15 protein-coding genes, 1 tRNA gene and 1 riboswitch are annotated in these 15,405 nt (G+C 68.6%); of the genes, 9 read left to right on the forward strand and 7 right to left on the reverse strand.

Going from position 1 to position 15,405, the window contains the following annotated elements:
* The first annotated feature begins 30 nt into the window (after window positions 1-30).
* The 4 genes from ITJ49_RS10860 to ITJ49_RS10875 all read left to right on the forward strand — a co-directional run bounded on the left by ITJ49_RS10860 (window position 31) and on the right by ITJ49_RS10875 (window position 3,516).
* Window positions 31-933: a DUF4397 domain-containing protein gene (locus ITJ49_RS10860; RefSeq protein WP_194605092.1), complete on the forward strand. Its 903-nt coding sequence runs from the start codon at window positions 31-33 to the stop codon at window positions 931-933.
* 7 nt (window positions 934-940) lie between these two features.
* Window positions 941-2,113: a glycosyl hydrolase family 8 gene (locus ITJ49_RS10865; RefSeq protein WP_194605095.1), complete on the forward strand. Its 1,173-nt coding sequence runs from the start codon at window positions 941-943 to the stop codon at window positions 2,111-2,113.
* Entirely contained in the window at window positions 2,114-2,785 is a 672-nt protein-coding gene (locus tag ITJ49_RS10870) for a sortase domain-bontaining protein (protein ID WP_194605098.1), read from the forward strand. It abuts the gene before it with no gap.
* 68 nt (window positions 2,786-2,853) lie between these two features.
* Window positions 2,854-3,516 (forward strand): 1-acyl-sn-glycerol-3-phosphate acyltransferase, encoded by a 663-nt coding sequence (locus ITJ49_RS10875; RefSeq protein WP_233573088.1) that lies wholly within the window; start codon window positions 2,854-2,856, stop codon window positions 3,514-3,516.
* A gap of 9 nt (window positions 3,517-3,525) precedes the next feature.
* Here ITJ49_RS10875 and treZ read toward each other — a convergent pair whose 3' ends face one another.
* The 3 genes from treZ to glgX are packed head-to-tail and all read right to left on the reverse strand — an operon-like array spanning window position 3,526 to window position 9,720.
* Window positions 3,526-5,271, reverse strand: coding sequence for a malto-oligosyltrehalose trehalohydrolase (gene treZ / locus ITJ49_RS10880; RefSeq protein ID WP_194605101.1), 1,746 nt, complete (start codon window positions 5,269-5,271; stop codon window positions 3,526-3,528).
* Between the two features lies 1 nt (window position 5,272).
* Complete coding sequence (gene treY, locus ITJ49_RS10885; RefSeq protein WP_194605104.1) at window positions 5,273-7,606, reverse strand: malto-oligosyltrehalose synthase; 2,334 nt, start codon at window positions 7,604-7,606, stop codon at window positions 5,273-5,275.
* Window positions 7,603-9,720 carry a glycogen debranching protein GlgX gene (glgX, locus tag ITJ49_RS10890; RefSeq protein ID WP_194605107.1) on the reverse strand — a complete coding sequence of 706 codons (2,118 nt, stop codon included), beginning with the start codon at window positions 9,718-9,720 and terminating at the stop codon, window positions 7,603-7,605. The genes treY and glgX overlap by 4 nt, the downstream gene beginning before the upstream one ends.
* Before the next feature lie 96 nt (window positions 9,721-9,816).
* Window positions 9,817-9,925, forward strand: a riboswitch (TPP riboswitch).
* Here glgX and ITJ49_RS10895 point away from each other — a divergent pair.
* The 4 genes from ITJ49_RS10895 to ITJ49_RS10910 all read left to right on the forward strand — a co-directional run bounded on the left by ITJ49_RS10895 (window position 9,918) and on the right by ITJ49_RS10910 (window position 13,410).
* Window positions 9,918-10,550: an ECF transporter S component gene (locus ITJ49_RS10895; protein WP_123942691.1), complete on the forward strand. Its 633-nt coding sequence runs from the start codon at window positions 9,918-9,920 to the stop codon at window positions 10,548-10,550. It overlaps the preceding riboswitch by 8 nt.
* Window position 10,551: 1 nt before the next feature.
* A complete protein-coding gene (locus tag ITJ49_RS10900; RefSeq protein ID WP_370544479.1) occupies window positions 10,552-12,063 on the forward strand; it encodes an ABC transporter ATP-binding protein in 1,512 nt (503 codons plus the stop codon).
* Window positions 12,060-12,854, forward strand: a complete 795-nt coding sequence (locus tag ITJ49_RS10905; RefSeq protein WP_194605110.1) for an energy-coupling factor transporter transmembrane protein EcfT — start codon at window positions 12,060-12,062, stop codon at window positions 12,852-12,854. The genes ITJ49_RS10900 and ITJ49_RS10905 overlap by 4 nt, the downstream gene beginning before the upstream one ends.
* 19 nt (window positions 12,855-12,873) lie before the next feature.
* Entirely contained in the window at window positions 12,874-13,410 is a 537-nt protein-coding gene (locus tag ITJ49_RS10910) for an ATP-binding protein (RefSeq protein ID WP_228514379.1), read from the forward strand.
* 4 nt (window positions 13,411-13,414) lie between these two features.
* Here the strand turns inward: ITJ49_RS10910 and ITJ49_RS10915 are convergent, their stop codons facing one another.
* The 4 genes from ITJ49_RS10915 to orn form a co-directional block, all read right to left on the reverse strand.
* Entirely contained in the window at window positions 13,415-13,765 is a 351-nt protein-coding gene (locus ITJ49_RS10915; RefSeq protein WP_194605113.1) for a metallopeptidase family protein, read from the reverse strand.
* Window positions 13,726-14,121 (reverse strand): SGNH hydrolase domain-containing protein, encoded by a 396-nt coding sequence (locus tag ITJ49_RS10920; RefSeq protein ID WP_194605115.1) that lies wholly within the window; start codon window positions 14,119-14,121, stop codon window positions 13,726-13,728. Before ITJ49_RS10920 ends, ITJ49_RS10915 begins: the two co-directional genes overlap by 40 nt.
* A gap of 148 nt (window positions 14,122-14,269) precedes the next feature.
* A tRNA-His gene (locus tag ITJ49_RS10925) sits at window positions 14,270-14,342 on the reverse strand.
* 58 nt (window positions 14,343-14,400) lie between these two features.
* Complete coding sequence (gene orn, locus ITJ49_RS10930) at window positions 14,401-15,021, reverse strand: oligoribonuclease (protein ID WP_123942685.1); 621 nt, start codon at window positions 15,019-15,021, stop codon at window positions 14,401-14,403.
* A gap of 74 nt (window positions 15,022-15,095) precedes the next feature.
* Between orn and ITJ49_RS10935 the strand changes: the two genes are divergently transcribed.
* Window positions 15,096-15,377, forward strand: coding sequence for a hypothetical protein (locus ITJ49_RS10935; protein ID WP_055962843.1), 282 nt, complete (start codon window positions 15,096-15,098; stop codon window positions 15,375-15,377).
* Window positions 15,378-15,405: the final 28 nt, after the last annotated feature.

Genomic DNA, 15,405 nt, shown 5'->3' on the forward strand with positions numbered 1-15,405 from the left:
ACCAGCACCCACCCGAAGAAAGGAACCACCATGGCCTCCGCCCTGGAAACGTCCGAACTCCCCGAGAACACCGAATCGCGTCTCCTCCACTACCGCCGACTCGCCCTTGTGCTGGCTCTCGTCGTGGCCGTCGCCATCGCGGTCGGCACCGCCCTCCTCGGTTCCGCGCCCGCTGCCAACGCTGCGACCGGTGCCAACGCCACCACCGCGGGCAAAGGGTGGGTGCGGGTCGGCCACCTCTCGCCCGACACCAAGTCGGTCGACGTCCGCCTCACCTCCTTCTCGGGCGGCCAGACGGTGTATGAGCTCGACAACGTGAAGTACGGCCAGATCAGCCCGTACAAGCAACTCCCGAGCGGAAAATACACGGTCGCCATGACGACGGCGGGTGCCTCCAGCACCGCTAAGCCGGTCATCAGCGCATCGATCACCGTGGCGACCGGCAAGCCGATCACCGTCGTGGCCTACGGCACCAACGCCAACCTGAAGACCACAGTCTTCCAGGACGACCTCACGAAGCCCGCCACCGACAAGTCGCGGATCCGCCTCGTCCAGGCGGCCAACGTGTCGAAGACCGTCAGCATCGAGACGTCGACCGGCGTCGCGATCGCGAAAGACGCGGCATTCGGCAGCGCGTCCGGCTACGCCTCGGTCGGAGCGGGTAAGTGGACCCTCGACATCCAGGGGCGCGACAAGGCCGTCGACGCGACGAAGACGGTCAACCTCGCCTCGGGCAGCATCACCACTCTCTTCGTGCTCGACAACTCCCAGAACGGCATCACGGTCGTTCCCGTGGTCGACAGCGCGGCGACGACGACCACACCGAAGGGCGGAGTACAGACGGGCGGCGGCTACGAGGCCACTCATGTCGAGTACTTCGGCGGCTTCCAGAGCTTCGACCGCTTCGCCGACCTGAGCGAGGCAACCCGCTAGGGGCTGTATGACCGCGAAGACGAAAGCACTCATCGCCGGAGGAATCGCTCTCGCCGTCCTGGTCACGGGTGGCATCGCCACGGCGGCGATCGGCGGGCTCCCGGGCTCGTCGACCGCCGCTCCGTCCGCCTCCAGCACCCCGCAGCCGTCCGAGTCGGCCGACCCCACCCGGTCGGCCACCGAGATCGGTCAGGCGTTCCTCGACGACTACGTCATCGGCTCCGGGGCGGCGGCGGGCCGCGTGGTCCGCCGTGACCAGGGTGGCGACACGGTCAGCGAGGGGCAGGCCTACGGCATGCTCGTCGCGGTCGCCCTCGGCGACGAGAAGACGTTCGACTCCATCTGGTTGTGGACCACGACCCACCTGCAGCAGAAAGACGGGCTCATGGCCTGGCGCTGGGATGACGGGAAAATCGTCGACGACGAGCCCGCCTCCGACGCCGACGTGGACATGACCCGCGCGCTCCTGCTGGCCGGGAAGACCTTCGACTCAGCCACCTACACCCGCGAGGGGAAGACATTGGGCGCGCACGTGCTCGACGACATGACGGCCGTCACACCGCTCGGTCGGATCCTGTTGCCCGGGGTCTGGGCCCAGGGGGCCGGCCCGTGGTCGTACAACCCGTCGTACGCGGCCCCGGCGGCCTTCGACGAGCTCGCGAAGTCGACCGGAGACGCGCGGTGGAGCGAGCTGGCGAGCGGGTCTCGGAAGGTGACCACCAGGATCCTGGAGTCCGCTGCTCTTCCCAGCGACTGGGCCCAGGTCAAGACCGACGGCACCGTCGTGCCCCTGCCCGGCCCCACCGGCGACTCGGGCACCGTCGAGTACGGCTACGACGCCGGCCGCGTAGCCATTCGCTTCGCTGAGTCGTGCGCCCCCACCGACCAGAAGATCGCGGCAAAGCTCGCCGCACCGCTCTCGGGCAAGGATCCGCTGCCGATGCAACTCGATCTCGGGGGCTCGCCCCTCAGCCAGGACCAGAGTCCGCTCGGCTACGTCGCTCGTGCCGGCGCCCTGGCCGCCGACGGGCAGGACGGCGCAGCCCGACGCGACCTCCAGCGGGCCGACGCACTCGCGCAGTCGACGCCGACGTACTACGGGGCGGCGTGGGATGCGCTCGGCGCGCTCCAGCTGCAGACGGATTCGCTCGGAGCGTGCGCTCCCCTGAAAGGACAGTAGATGCTCTCCCGAATGAAGACGGCCCTGGGTGCTGCGGCGCTCGCCGCCATCGTCGCGATCGGTGTCGCCGGATGCTCGGCGGGCACCGGCGAGGCCGATGGCTCCGCCCCGAAGACGACCGCGTCGCCGACCGCATCGGCGACGCCGGGCGCTGGCGCGGCCGGACGGATTCAGGATCCCGACACCGAGTCGCTCTCGGACGCCCCGGCTGCCGGGGTGGTCCCGTCGAAGATCGTCATCCCGTCGCTGGATGTCTCGGCCGGCATGCAAGACCTCGCCATCGGGGCCGCGGGCGAGCTCGATCCGCCGACGAACGCGACCGACGCCGGCTGGTACGCGAAGGGCGTCGTGCCGGGTGCGGTCGGCCCGGCGATCATTGCCGGCCACATCGACTCGACGACAGGCCCCGGGGTGTTTCTGCACCTCGCCCGGCTGCAGGAGGGTGACACCGTCGAGGTCGTGCTTTCGAACGGCGACGTCCAGACGTGGACCGTCACGGGCAGCCGTGCAGCGCTCAAAACCGAGTTCCCGACCAGCGACGTCTACGGCACGTCGCCGACGCCCCAGTTGCGCCTCATCACCTGCGGTGGCACGTTCGACGCCGCAATCGGCCACTACGACCAGAACACGATCGTCTTCGCCGACCTGACGTCGACTCGGAAGGCGGCCTAGCGCTTCGGCAAACCAGCCGCCCCTCGTGCCGTGACCGTCAGCGGCCGCCCGCCGTCTACAGTGGCCTGGTGTATCGCTTCTTCCGCTTCTTCGCAGTCCGCCCGGTGATGTTCCTCTTCTTCCGGACGCGGGTCGTCGGTCTCGAGAACATCCCGAAACGCGGCGGCGTCATCATCGCGGGCAACCACATCGCGTTCATCGACTCCGTGTTCGTGCCGGGGGCGGCCAACCGGCCGATGACCTACCTGACCGGCAGCGACTACTTCACCAAAACCGGATTCGGCGGGCGTCTGCTCGGCTGGTTCCTGACGCAGATCGGGCAGCTCCCGATCGACCGGGCCGGCGGGTCGGCGTCGAAGGCAGCGCTCGATACCGGAATCGGCGTGCTCGAGCGAGGCGGCGCGCTGGGCATCTACCCCGAGGGATCACGCAGCCGCGACGGCAAGCTCCACAAGGGCCGCACCGGCGTGGCCCGTCTCGTGCTCTCTTCCGGAGTGCCGGTCGTGCCCTTCGGCATCGTCGGCAGCGACGGGGTGATGGTCAAGGGATCCAAGCTCCCTCGACGGGCCCGCGTCACCGTCACCTTCGGGGAGCCCCTGACGTTCGAGAAGGTGACCGGCGACTACGACGCGGCGCGGCTGCGTGCGGTCACCGACGAGATCATGGCGGCCGTGCAGAAGCTGACACCCCAGGAGTACGTCGACACCTACGTGTCAGCCCGCTCGGAGTAGCGCGACGCGCTACCGAACGACGACGACGGAGTGGCCGGCCAGGCGGAGTGCCTCGCCGGTCGTGATCGACGCGTCGCTCGCGAAGAGCACCTCGCTCGATTCGATCGGGAGCTCTGTGGGATCCTCGGCGAAGTTGACGGCGATGCGCAGCGAGCCGCGTTTCAGCACGAGCCACCGCTCGTCTTCGGAGTAGTCGACCGCGACGCCGGCAAGCGCCGGATCGACGAGCTCGGGTTCGGTGCGACGAAGGGCTGTCAGCCGCTTGTAGGCATCGAACACGGTCGCGTGGCGCCCTGAGGCGAGCTCGCTCCAATCGAGTTTCGAGTCGGTGAAGGTCGAAGGGGCCTGAGGATCCGGCACCACGCTCGGGTCCCATCCCATCTTGGCGAATTCGGCGATGCGCCCCTTCGCGGTGGCCTCACCCAGGTCGGGCTCGGGGTGCGACGTGAAGAACTGCCACGGCGTCGAGGCGGCCCACTCCTCGCCCATGAAGAGCATCGGCGTGTAGGGCGACAGGAGGGTGAGCGCCGCCGCGATGACGAGCTGCCCTTCGTCGAGGGTCGCAGCGAGCCGGTCGCCGATGGCGCGGTTGCCGATCTGGTCGTGGTTCTGGTTCGCGACCACGAGACGCCAGGCGGGCATGCGCTCGGTGTCGATGGGACGGCCGTGATACGTCTCGCGGAACGACGACCAGGTGCCATCGTGGAAGAAACCGCGAGTCAGCACTTTTTCGAGAGCGGCGAGACGCTCGAAGTCGGCGTAGTAGCCGGTGGTCTCGCCGGTCAGGGCGACGTGAACCGAGTGGTGGAAGTCGTCGGACCACTGCGCGTCGATTCCAAACGCGGCACCGGAGCGACCGGCCGCCTCGCGCGGGGTGACGAGCGAGGCGTCGTTCTTGTCGCTCTCGGCGATCAGCCACTTGCTGCGACCCGAAACGGCTTCGAGGTGATCGGTGCGGATCGCGAGCTCTTCGAGCAGGTGCACCGGCGAGTCGTCGACGAGCGCGTGAACGGCATCGAGACGCAGGCCATCGACGTGGAAGGTGTCGAGCCAGAGCATCGTGTTGTCGGAGATGTAGCTGCGCACCTCGCCGGAGCCGGCATCGTCGAGGTTGACTCCGGTGCCCCAGGTGGAGGCGTGCTTGTCGGTCAGGTAGGGGCCGAACTGCGGCAGATAGTTTCCTGACGGGCCCAGGTGGTTGTAGACGACGTCTTGGACGACGCCGAGGCCCCGCGCGTGAGCCGCATCGACGAAGCGCTGATAGGCCGCCGGGCCGCCGTAGTTCTCGGTGACCGCGAACCAGTCGACGCCGTCGTAGCCCCAGTTGTGCGTGCCGTTGAACGCGTTGACCGGCAGCACCTCGACCAGGTCGACACCCAGGTCGACCAGGTGATCGAGCCTGTCGATGGCCGAGTCGAGCGTTCCGTCGAGGGTGAACGTGCCGATGTGCAGCTCGTAGATCACCGATCCGGCGAGCGGGCGGCCCTTCCAGTCGGAGTCGGTCCAGGCGAACGTCGTCGGGTCGTACGTCTCGCTCAACCCGTGGACGCCGTCGGGCTGGCTAAGCGACCGAGGGTCGGGCACGGGCGTCTCGGCGTCGTCGAGCAGGAATCCGTAGCGATGACCCGGGCTGCGGTCGAGGTCGGCGGGCGCGCGCCACCAGCCGTCGTCGCCTCGGGCCAGCTCGTGCACGGTGCCGTCGAGCTGGAGTCGGACACGGGAGGGCTCGGGGGCCCAGACGTCGTAGAGAGCCACGTCAGCCTTTCTGAGAAGCGGGAATCAGCAGGGCGACGGGGTAGGTCGCCAGGAGGTCGGACAGAGCGATGCGAGAGCCGGTGAAGCGTCGCCCGGTGAGCGCGTCGATACGGTCACCCGCAGGCAGGTGGAGCTCGGTGCCCCGCCAGCCGCCGGATTCGCGAAGACCGACCGGAAGGCGCGTCGCAACGACGACGGCGCCACCGCGGTCGATCGCGACGGCATTCGAGGCCGCCTCGCCGAAGACGGGCAGTGGCACGTAGCGCTCGAACAGTTCGGGCCGGTCACGTCGGAGGGTCAGAGCCCGGTGCGTCAGCAGCAGCTTGGCAGCGCCGGTCTCGTCGACGGGAGGGGTCTCGCCAGCCGAGATGGCCGCCAGGATGCGGCGGCGCTCGTCGAAGTCGACCTCGCGACGGTTGTCGGGGTCGACAAGCGAGTAATCCCACAGCTCGCCGCCCTGATAGACGTCGGGTGCTCCGGGGCCGGTGAGCTGCAACGCCGCGAGGGCGAGCGAGTTCGACCATCCGGCGCTTCGGACGACCTCGACGATACGCTCCAGCTCACTCGCGACCCGATCGTCGTCGAAGCAGGCGTCGACCAGCGCGTGCATCCGCTTCTCGAACTCCTCGTCGGGAGCCGTCCAGTGCGTCGACAGGTCGGCTTCGCGCGACGCCTTCTCGGCGTAGTCGTGGAGGCGCTCACGAGAAGCGGGCCAGACGCCGACGATGCTCTGCCAGAGGAGGTTCTCGAACGGTCCGTCGCCGACGGGGGCCAGTTGCCGCAGTCGCTCCATCGCCGCGGCCCACTCGTCGGCCACCTCGGCGAGCACCGTGATGCGGGCGCGCACGTCGGCTGACCGCTTCGTGTCGTGCGTCGACAGGGTCGTCATCGCGTGGGGGAACGTCGCGAGGCGACGCTGCTGCCGAGCGTGGAACTCGTCGGCCGTGAACGAGAACACGTTCGGCTCGCCACCGACCTCGTTCAGCGATACGAGTCGGCTGTAGCGGTAGAACGCCGTGTCTTCGACGCCCTTCGCCATCACCATTCCGCTGGTCTGCTGGAACCGTACCGCCGCGGGGTCGGTCGGGTCGCCGAGCCTCTGCACGACCGTGGCGATCACGTCGGTCAGGTCGGGGCGAGCGGCCCCGGCGGCTGCCGCGGCGCGGGCGAGTTGCTCGCCGCCCTGCGGCAGGTAGCTGCGGTAGACGGGAAAGGCGGCGGCGAGTTCGGCGAGTGCGTCGACGACCCGAGGATCCGTCGGAGCGCCGCTCTCACCGAGCAGCCTGGCGAGCCGCCGGATCTCGCTGCCGAGGATGCCGTCCGCGATGCCCCGCTTGGTGCCGAGGATCATCTCCTCCCAGGAGAACTCGCCCGCGGGCTCCGAACGGAGGGCGGAATCGAGCGCCCCGAGTGCGTCGCGTCCGTCGGGGTCGACGAGCACGCGCTCGTACTCACCGAGAGCGTCGTAGCCCGTCGTGCCGGCGGTCGCCCAGTCGCTCGGCATCTCTTCGTCGCCCTCGAGGATCTTCTCCACGAGCACGTGCTTGCCGCCCGTCAGCTCGGCGAGGCGGTCGAGATAGCCGGCCGGATCGGCGAGGCCGTCCGGGTGGTCGACTCGGAGTCCGTCGGCCAGCCCCTCGCGGAACCAGCGACCGATCTCGGCGTGCGACTCATCGAAGACCCAGCCCTCTTCGACCCGGATGCCGGCGAGGGTGTTCACGGCGAAGAAGCGCCGGTAGTTCAGCTCGGAGTCGGCGCGCTTCCAGTGCACCAGCTCGTAGTTCTGGCGGCTGTGCACGTCGACGGCCGAGTCTCCGGCGGCAGCGGTGCCGGGGGCGATCGGGTACCGGTTGTCGTAGTAGTGGAGCTCGTCACCGACGACTTCGAGAGCGTCGAAACGGTCGTCGCCCGCGTCGCCGAGCACCGGGATCCTGATCTTGTTGTCGCCTGCCGCCCAGTCGACGTCGAACGCCGTGGCGTAGCGCGACTCCCGACCGTGTTTCAAGAGGTCCCACCACCACGAGTTCGATGCCGGCGTGGCGACACCCATGTGGTTCGGCACGATGTCGATCACGACGCCGAGGCCGAGGCCGTGCGCGCTGTCGGAGAGCTTCTGCAGGCCGGCGCTGCCACCTCGAGCCGGGTCGACCCGGGAGTGGTCGACGACGTCGTAGCCGTGGTCGCTGCCCGGCTCCGCCTCGAGCACGGGCGAGAGGTAGACCCAGTCGGCGCCCAAATCGTTCAGATACTTGGTGACGGCAGCGGCTTTGTCGAGGTCGAACGCCTCGCGGATCTGCAGACGGTAGGTGGAGAAGGGGTGGGGCGCGCGGGTCATTCGGCGTCTTCCGTGCTGGCGCGGAGGACGACGATCGAGCGGCCCGGCACGGGCAGCACGTCACCGGCCTTGATCGCGTGGGTGGGTTCGGGGGAGTCGGTCGTGTCGAGCACGACCTCCCAGCACTCCGCGTATTCGTCGGAGGGCAGGGTGAAGCTGACGGCCTCGTCGTGGGCGTTGAAGTACACGACGAAGTTGACGTCGGTGACCCGACCGCCTCGCTTGTCGCGACCGTGGATGCCGTTGCCGTTGAGGAACATGCCGATCGAGCGCCCGAAACCGGAATCCCATTCGTCGGCGGTCATCGACTCGCCCTCGGGCGTCAGCCAGACGATGTCGGGCAGAGGGTCGCCCTCGCCGCGCCGCACATTGCGTCCGTCGAAGTAGCTCTGGCGGCGGAAGGTCGGGTGCTTGCGTCGGAGCTCGATCACCCGTGTCGTGAACTCGACGAGCTCGGCGTCGGCGTTCTCCCAGTCGACCCAGGCGATCTCGCTGTCTTGTGCGTAGGTGTTGTTGTTGCCGTTCTGCGTGCGGCCCAGCTCGTCGCCGTGGAGCAGCATCGGCACGCCCTGGCTCAGCATCAGGGTCGCCAAGAAGTTCTTGACTCGCTGGCGCCGCAGGGCAGTGATCGCCTCGTCGCTCGTAGGGCCTTCGACCCCGGAGTTCCAGGAGCGGTTGTGGCTCTCGCCGTCGTTGCCGTTCTCGCCGTTGGCTTCGTTGCGCTTCTCGTTGTACGACACCAGGTCGCGCATGGTGAAGCCGTCGTGGGCCGTGACGAAGTTGATCGACGCGATGGGCCGTCGTCCGTCGCGCTGGTAGAGGTCGGCCGATCCGGTGATCCGCGAGGCGAACTCGCCGAGGGTCGCGGGCTCGCCGCGCCAGAAGTCGCGAACGGTGTCGCGGTACTTGCCGTTCCACTCCGTCCACTGGGGCGGGAAGTTGCCGACCTGGTAACCGCCCGGCCCGACGTCCCACGGCTCGGCGATGAGCTTGACCTGGCTGACGATGGGATCCTGCTGCACGAGCTCGAAGAAGGTCGACAGGCGATCGACCTCGTAGAACTCGCGGGCGAGGGCAGCCGCGAGGTCGAAGCGGAAGCCGTCGACGTGCATCTCGGTCACCCAGTAGCGAAGGGAGTCCATGATCAGCTGCAGCGAGTGCGGGTGACGCACGTTGAGCGAGTTGCCGGTGCCGGTGTAATCCATGTAGAACTGCTGGTCGTCTTCGACGAGGCGGTAGTAGCTGGCGTTGTCGATGCCCTTGAACGACAGGGTCGGCCCGAGGTGATTGCCCTCTGCGGTGTGGTTGTAGACCACGTCGATGATGACCTCGATGCCCGCTTCGTGGAGCACGCGCACCATCGTCTTGAACTCCTGCACCTGCTGGCCGTGGTCGGTCACCGAGGCGTACTGCTGGTGCGGTGCGAAGAAGCCGATGGTGTTGTAGCCCCAGTAGTTGCGGAGGCCCTTCTCGAGCAGGGTGTTGTCTTGCACGAACTGGTGCACCGGCATGAGCTCGATGGCGGTGACCCCGAGCCCCTTGAGGTGCTCGATGATCGCCGGGTGGGCGACTCCTGCGTAGGTGCCGCGCTCCGACTCGGGAATGTCGGGGTGCGTCTCGGTCAGGCCCTTGACGTGGGCTTCGTAGATGACCGTCTCGTCGTAGGTGTACTTCGGCGGACGGTCGCCCTGCCAGTCGAAGAACGGGTTGATGACGACGCTCATCATCATGTGCGCCGCGCTGTCTTTGTCGTTGCGGGAATCGGGCGCGCCGAAGTTGTAGGCGAACAGCGCCTCATCCCAGTCGATCTCGCCGCTCGTCGCCTTCGCGTACGGGTCGAGGAGGAGCTTGTTCGCGTTGGCGCGCTGCCCCTTCGAGGGGTCGTAGGGGCCGTGCACTCGGTAGCCGTAGCGCTGCCCCGGCTGCACGCTCGGCAGATAGGCGTGCCAGACGTAGGCATCGACCTCGACGAGGTCGACCCTCGTCTCGACTCCGGAGTCGTCGAACAGGCAGAGCTGTACAAGCTCGGCCGCCTCCGAGTAGATGGCGAAGTTGGTGCCGCTGCCGTCGTAATTGGCACCGAGGGGATAGGGGTTGCCGGGCCAGGTGATCATCGAACCTCCGTCAGGACTCGGCTAAGCCTACGGGCGATCGGCTGATCGCGTCCGGGCCCTTCCCGGCACGGGGACGAGGCAGGCGTTATGCTCGACCCACAACACACGGGAGTCCGGTGAGCCGGGCTGAGAGGAAGCGATCCACGCTTCGACCGTCGAACCTGATCCGGATCATGCCGGCGCAGGGAGGAGAACGCATGTCTGTTTCTGCGAGCACTCGCACCACCTCGAGCAGCACCCCGGCCTCGCCGCCGCGACGGTGGCGGGTCGTCGACATCGTCGTCGCCAGCGTCTTGGGCGTCGCCGCCGGCGTCATCTTCTGGGCCTGGGGTCTCGCCTGGACCCCGCTCAGCGGTCTGCTGACCTTCTCGCCGGGCCTCGAGGGTCTCTTGGCCGGCGGCTGGCTCTTCGCCGGTGTGCTCGGCGGCCTCGTCATCCGCAAGCCGGGGGCCGCGCTCTACACCGAGATCGTCGCGGCCGTCGTGTCGATGCTGGTGGGCACGCAGTGGGGCTTCTCGACGCTCATCTGGGGCATCCTCGAGGGCCTCGGCGCCGAACTCCTGTTCGCTGTGCTCCTTTACCGGTCGTGGCGGCTGGGCGCGGCGCTCCTCGCCGGCATGGGGGCCGGCCTCGCGGCGGGGCTCCTCGACACCAACTTCTCGAGCGTCGCGGCCTACGCGCCCGAGTTCAAGGTCATCTACCTCGTCTCGTCCGTCGTCTCCGGTGCCGTGCTGGCCGGGCTGCTCTCCTGGCTCGCCGTCCGCGGCCTCGCCGCCTCCGGTGCACTCAGCCGGTTCGCGAGCGGCCGCTCGGCCACGAAGCGGGTCTGACGTGATCCGCGTGCCCGGGCCGGGTGCGCGGGTCGACGCACGAGGGTGGTCGTGGCGGCACTCCTCAAGGATCCAGCCCGCCGTCGATTCCCTCGACCTCGTCATCGAACCCGGCGAGCGGGTCCTCCTCCTCGGCGCCTCCGGCGCGGGCAAGTCGACGCTCCTCGCGGGGCTCGCCGGAGTCCTCGGGGGCGATGAGGAGGGCGACTCGGCTGGCGAGCTCCTTATCGACGGTCGTCCCGCAGCGACGCAGCGAGGGCGGGCGGGGCTCGTCCTCCAGGATCCCGACTCCCAGGTGGTGCTCGCCCGCGTCGGCGACGACGTCGCCTTCGGCCCGGAGAATCTCGGCGTACCGCGCGACGAGATCTGGTCGCGAGTGCACGAGGCCCTCGAATCGGTCGGACTCGACGTGCCCCTCGACCGCTCCACGTCGGCTCTCTCGGGCGGCCAAAAACAACGACTCGCGCTCGCCGGAGCCCTGGCCATGCGGCCCGGGCTGCTGCTGCTCGACGAGCCCACGGCCAACCTCGATCCCGAGGGGGTGCGCGAAGTGCGCGACGCGGTCGCCCGGGTCACCGCGGAGAGCGGGGCGACGCTCGTGGTGGTCGAGCACCGCGTGTCGGTCTGGCTCCCCGTGGTCGATCGCGTGGTCGTGCTGGCAGCCGGCGGCGGCGTTCTCGCCGATGGCACCCCGGACGCCGTCCTCGGCGCCCATGCCACGACGCTGACGGAGGCGGGAGTCTGGGTGCCCGGGCGCCCGCCCGTCCTCCCTCCGCGCTCGACGTCGCAGCCGACGGCGACGCCCCTTCTCGACGTGTCCGACCTCGCTGTCGGACGCCGGCGCGGCCTCACCGTCGCCACCGGCATCCACGCCTCCGTGGTTGCCGGACGCGCCCTCGCCATCACGGGCCCGAACGGCGTCGGCAAGTCGACGCTGGCGCTCACGGTCGCGGGGCTTCTGCCTCCGGCCGGGGGCAGTCTCGAGGCCGCGGGCCCGCTCGCCGCAGGGGCGGCACGAGAGCCGATTCGCTGGAAGTCACGGGAGCTGCTGACCCGGATCGGAACCGTCTTCCAGGATCCTGAGCACCAGTTGCTCGCGTCGAGCGTGCGGGCCGAACTGGCGGTCGGACCGAGGGCTCTGCGCCTCGCTCCCGCCGAGGTCGATGCGCGCGTCGACGACCTGCTCGAGCGCCTCCGGCTCGCCCACCTCGCCGAGGCGAACCCGTTCACGCTCTCGGGCGGAGAGAAGCGTCGGCTCTCGGTCGCCACGGTGCTCGCCTCGCGGCCTCGGGTGCTCGTGCTCGACGAGCCGACCTTCGGGCAGGACGCCCGCACCTGGCGCGAGCTCGTCGCGCTCGCGGCCGAACTGCTCGATTCCGGCAGCGCCATCGTGGCGGTCACGCACGACGCCGAGTTCGTGGATGTGCTCGCCGACGAAGTGCTCACCCTCGCGCCGTCCGGCTCCGGCGCCGTGCCTCGGATCTCGGCCTCTCGGGCGGCGGTGTCGGCATGACGATCCTCTTCACCATCGAGACGACCCGGGCGATCGGCCGCGTCAACCCGGTCGCCAAGCTGCTGGCAGCCGTAATCGTCAGCATCACACTGCTGCTCTCCATCGACTGGGTCTCGGCGGGTACGGCGCTCGCGCTCGAGGCCGTTTTGCTCCTCTTCGCAGGGCTGAGCCCGCGGCAGCTCGTGAACCGCACGCTGCCGCTCTGGATCGCGGCGCCGCTCGCCGTCATCGCGACCTCGCTCTACGGCGTCGACTCCGGTGCGACCCTGTGGCGGCTCGGCTTCTTCACCGTCACCGAGGGGTCGGTCGCGTTGGCGTTCGCGATCGGGCTCAGGATCCTCGCGGTCGGCATCCCCGGCATTGTGCTCTTCGCCACCACCGACCCCACCGACCTCGCCGACGGCCTCGCTCAGGTGCTGCGCCTCCCCGCCCGCTTCGTGCTGGGCGGCCTCGCGGGCCTGCGGCTGGTGGGCCTCTTCGTCGACGATTGGCGGCAGCTCGGGCTCGCCCGGCGTGCCCGGGGCGTCGCCGACGAGGGTGGCATCGTCGGGGCGGTCCGTCGCGGCACCGGTATGGCCTTCGCCCTCCTGGTGCTCTCGGTGCGCCGGGGGAGCAAACTCGCCACGGCGATGGAAGCAAAGGGATTCGGCACCGACGCACCCCGCACGTGGGCCCGTGAGTCGACGTTCGGGCGTGCCGAGTGGATCCTCGTCGTCCTGGCCGTCGTCATCGCCGCCGTCGCGGTCGTCGCGGCCTGCTTCGCGGGAACCTGGTCGATCGTCTTTGCCTGATCAGCCCTCGCCACGGTCGTTGTCTTCGTCGACTTCTCTCGCCCTGCTCGCCTCGCGTGCGAGGGCTGGGAGCGCGCGTCCGGTCGTGCTCATCGACGGGAGATCAGGATCCGGCAAGACGACACTCGGCCGAGCCCTGGCGCCACTCCTCGACGCTCAGCTCGTGGAGCTCGACGACGTGTATCCCGGTTGGCACGGCCTCGCTCGCGCCTCCGAGGCCGTCGTCCGCGACATGCTCCGCGCCGCTGAACCCGGCCACCGCCGCTGGGACTGGGACGCCGGCGAGCCTTCCACCTGGCGCTCCCTCGACCCGCGACGGCCGCTGGTGATCGAGGGTGCCGGTGCCCTTACCCGTGCCTCGGCTCCTCTGGCTACGCTGCGCGTGTGGGTCGAGCTCGACGATGAGTCTCGGCGGTCGCGTGTGCGTGAACGGTCGGTAGTGGACGCCGCGGACTACGCCGACAGCGCGTGGTGGGATGTCTGGGCCGCACAGGAGGGAGCGCACCGCATGGCGAACGACCCGCGCCGGCTCGCCGACGTCGTCGTGGAGGGGTGACCGACTACGCCCAGCCGAGCTCGTGCAGTTTGTCGTCGTCGAAACCGTAGTAGTGACCGATCTCATGGACGAGCGTGACGTGGATCTCGTCGCGGAGGTCGTCTTCGGTGTCGCACGCCGCGAGGTGAGGCTCCCGATACAGGATGATGCGGTCGGGTAGCTCGCCGAAGCCATACTGGCCCCGCTCGGTGAGGCTCACGCCGTCGTAGAGCCCAAGGAGGTCGAGGGAGCCGTCTTCGGGGCGATCTTCGGTGACGAAGGCGACGTTCTCCAGACCCTCGAACATGTCGTCGGGAAGGAGATCGAGCTCGTCGATCACGAGCTTCTCGAACTGAGAGGAGTCGACGCCGTCCATGCCCTCACTCTGTCAGGAGGGGCTGAGAACCCCCGCCGTGTCAGAAGCTCGGCGAGCACCGGCGCGATCACGCTCGCGTAGCGCGGCGTGAGGTGGTTGAGGTCGGATTTGACCACGCTGTCGCCGACGAAGGCCGGGCAGAGTCCGGAGGTGCAGAGCAGCGGGCGGGTGTCGATGAAGACGCCGTCGACCGACTCGGCCAGCGCCTTCTCGGCGTCGGCCCGGGTGACCCAGGTGGCGCTGACCCGGGTGAGGCACGACGACGGCAGGCTGCGGGGTGTGTAGCACTCTTCGAGGATTGCTCCCGGCAGCGGTGGAGGAGGAAGACGATCGTGGCTAGGGCAGGGCCCGACCATTTCTGAGTCGCTCTGCTCGCGTGAGAGAGGGCAGGGCCCGACCATTTCTGTGCCGCTTTAGATGCGCTTGCGCATCGAAAGCCATGGGCATAACGAAGAAATCGGGCCCTGCTCTCGTGAGAGAGGGCAGGGCCCGACCATTTCTGAGGGTGAGTAACGGGGCTTGAACCCGCGGCCTCCTAGACCACAACCAGGCGCTCTACCAGCTGAGCTATACCCACCATGCGACTTCGCCCGCCCAGCTGGCGAGAGCTTGACGAACGAAGCAACCCGACAAGTCTATCCCAAACGCGGGGCCCATTTGTCCACTACCGACTTCGAGATGGATTGCACGTCGTCGGTGGTCGGGCCGGGCTCGGCGGTGAAGCCGGCGAGTCGGTAGTACTCGAGCTCGCGGATCGATTCGAGGATGTCGGCGAGGGCGCGGTGGCCGCCGTTCTTCGCGGGGGCATTGAAGTAGACGCGCGGGAACCAGCGGCGCGAGAGCTCTTTGATCGACGACACGTCGACGGAGCGGTAGTGCAGGTGTGAGTCGACACGGGGCATGTATTTGGCGAGGAAGGTGCGGTCGGTTCCGATGGTGTTGCCGGCGATCGGGGCGCTGCCCTTGTCGGGTGCGTATTCGAGGATGTAGTTGAGCACCTCGTATTCGGCTTCGGCGAGGCTCACGCCGTTGGGGATCTCATCGATGAGACCGGACGAGGTGTGCATGTTCGTGACGAATTCGCCCATGTTGTCGAGTGCTGCCTGGTCGGGCTTGATGACGATGTCGAACCCGGGGTGAAGGGGAGTGAGGTCGAAGTCGGTGACGACGACGGCCACTTCGACCAATTCGTCGACGCCGAGGTCGAGCCCGGTCATTTCGCAGTCGATCCACACGAGTCTGTCGCTTGAAGGCATGTCGCGAGTCTAGCGAGGGGCTCGCGGGGGTCGACGCTGAACATTCCGGACGCCCCGCCTGGTAGACAGTTCCCATGACAGACGAAAAGCTCCAGGTCGAAGAAGGCTCCGAATACGTCGTGTTCTTCGAGGGCGGGCCGAGCGATGGCCGCACCGACAAGCGCGTGTCGACGAACGGCTCCTACGACGACGAGATCACCGATTACGTGCTCATCGACGGAACCGAGACCGGTTTCGTCTACACGGCGACGAAGGCACACCTGGTGGGCGAGCAGCTCCAGGTCCACTACGCCCTCGACGCCAAAGACAGCGACCCGGTGGTCGACCCCGAAGACCGCCGCGAGAGCACCAACTAAAAACACAGAGCCAGAACGCAGGATCCGA

The organism is Frondihabitans sp. VKM Ac-2883 (assembly GCF_015350875.1).
Classification (GTDB): domain Bacteria; phylum Actinomycetota; class Actinomycetes; order Actinomycetales; family Microbacteriaceae; genus Frondihabitans.

Coding starts and splice junctions, on each gene's coding strand:
- ITJ49_RS10860 (WP_194605092.1), top strand. CDS start 31: ATGGCCTCCGCCCTGGAAACGTCCGAACTCCCCGAGAACACCGAATCG.
- ITJ49_RS10865 (WP_194605095.1), top strand. CDS start 941: ATGACCGCGAAGACGAAAGCACTCATCGCCGGAGGAATCGCTCTCGCC.
- ITJ49_RS10870 (WP_194605098.1), top strand. CDS start 2,114: ATGCTCTCCCGAATGAAGACGGCCCTGGGTGCTGCGGCGCTCGCCGCC.
- treY (WP_194605104.1), bottom strand. CDS start 7,606: ATGACCCGCGCGCCCCACCCCTTCTCCACCTACCGTCTGCAGATCCGC.
- glgX (WP_194605107.1), bottom strand. CDS start 9,720: ATGATCACCTGGCCCGGCAACCCCTATCCCCTCGGTGCCAATTACGAC.
- ITJ49_RS10895 (WP_123942691.1), top strand. CDS start 9,918: ATGTCTGTTTCTGCGAGCACTCGCACCACCTCGAGCAGCACCCCGGCC.
- ITJ49_RS10905 (WP_194605110.1), top strand. CDS start 12,060: ATGACGATCCTCTTCACCATCGAGACGACCCGGGCGATCGGCCGCGTC.
- ITJ49_RS10915 (WP_194605113.1), bottom strand. CDS start 13,765: ATGGACGGCGTCGACTCCTCTCAGTTCGAGAAGCTCGTGATCGACGAG.
- ITJ49_RS10920 (WP_194605115.1), bottom strand. CDS start 14,121: ATGGTCGGGCCCTGCCCTAGCCACGATCGTCTTCCTCCTCCACCGCTG.
- orn (WP_123942685.1), bottom strand. CDS start 15,021: ATGCCTTCAAGCGACAGACTCGTGTGGATCGACTGCGAAATGACCGGG.
- ITJ49_RS10935 (WP_055962843.1), top strand. CDS start 15,096: ATGACAGACGAAAAGCTCCAGGTCGAAGAAGGCTCCGAATACGTCGTG.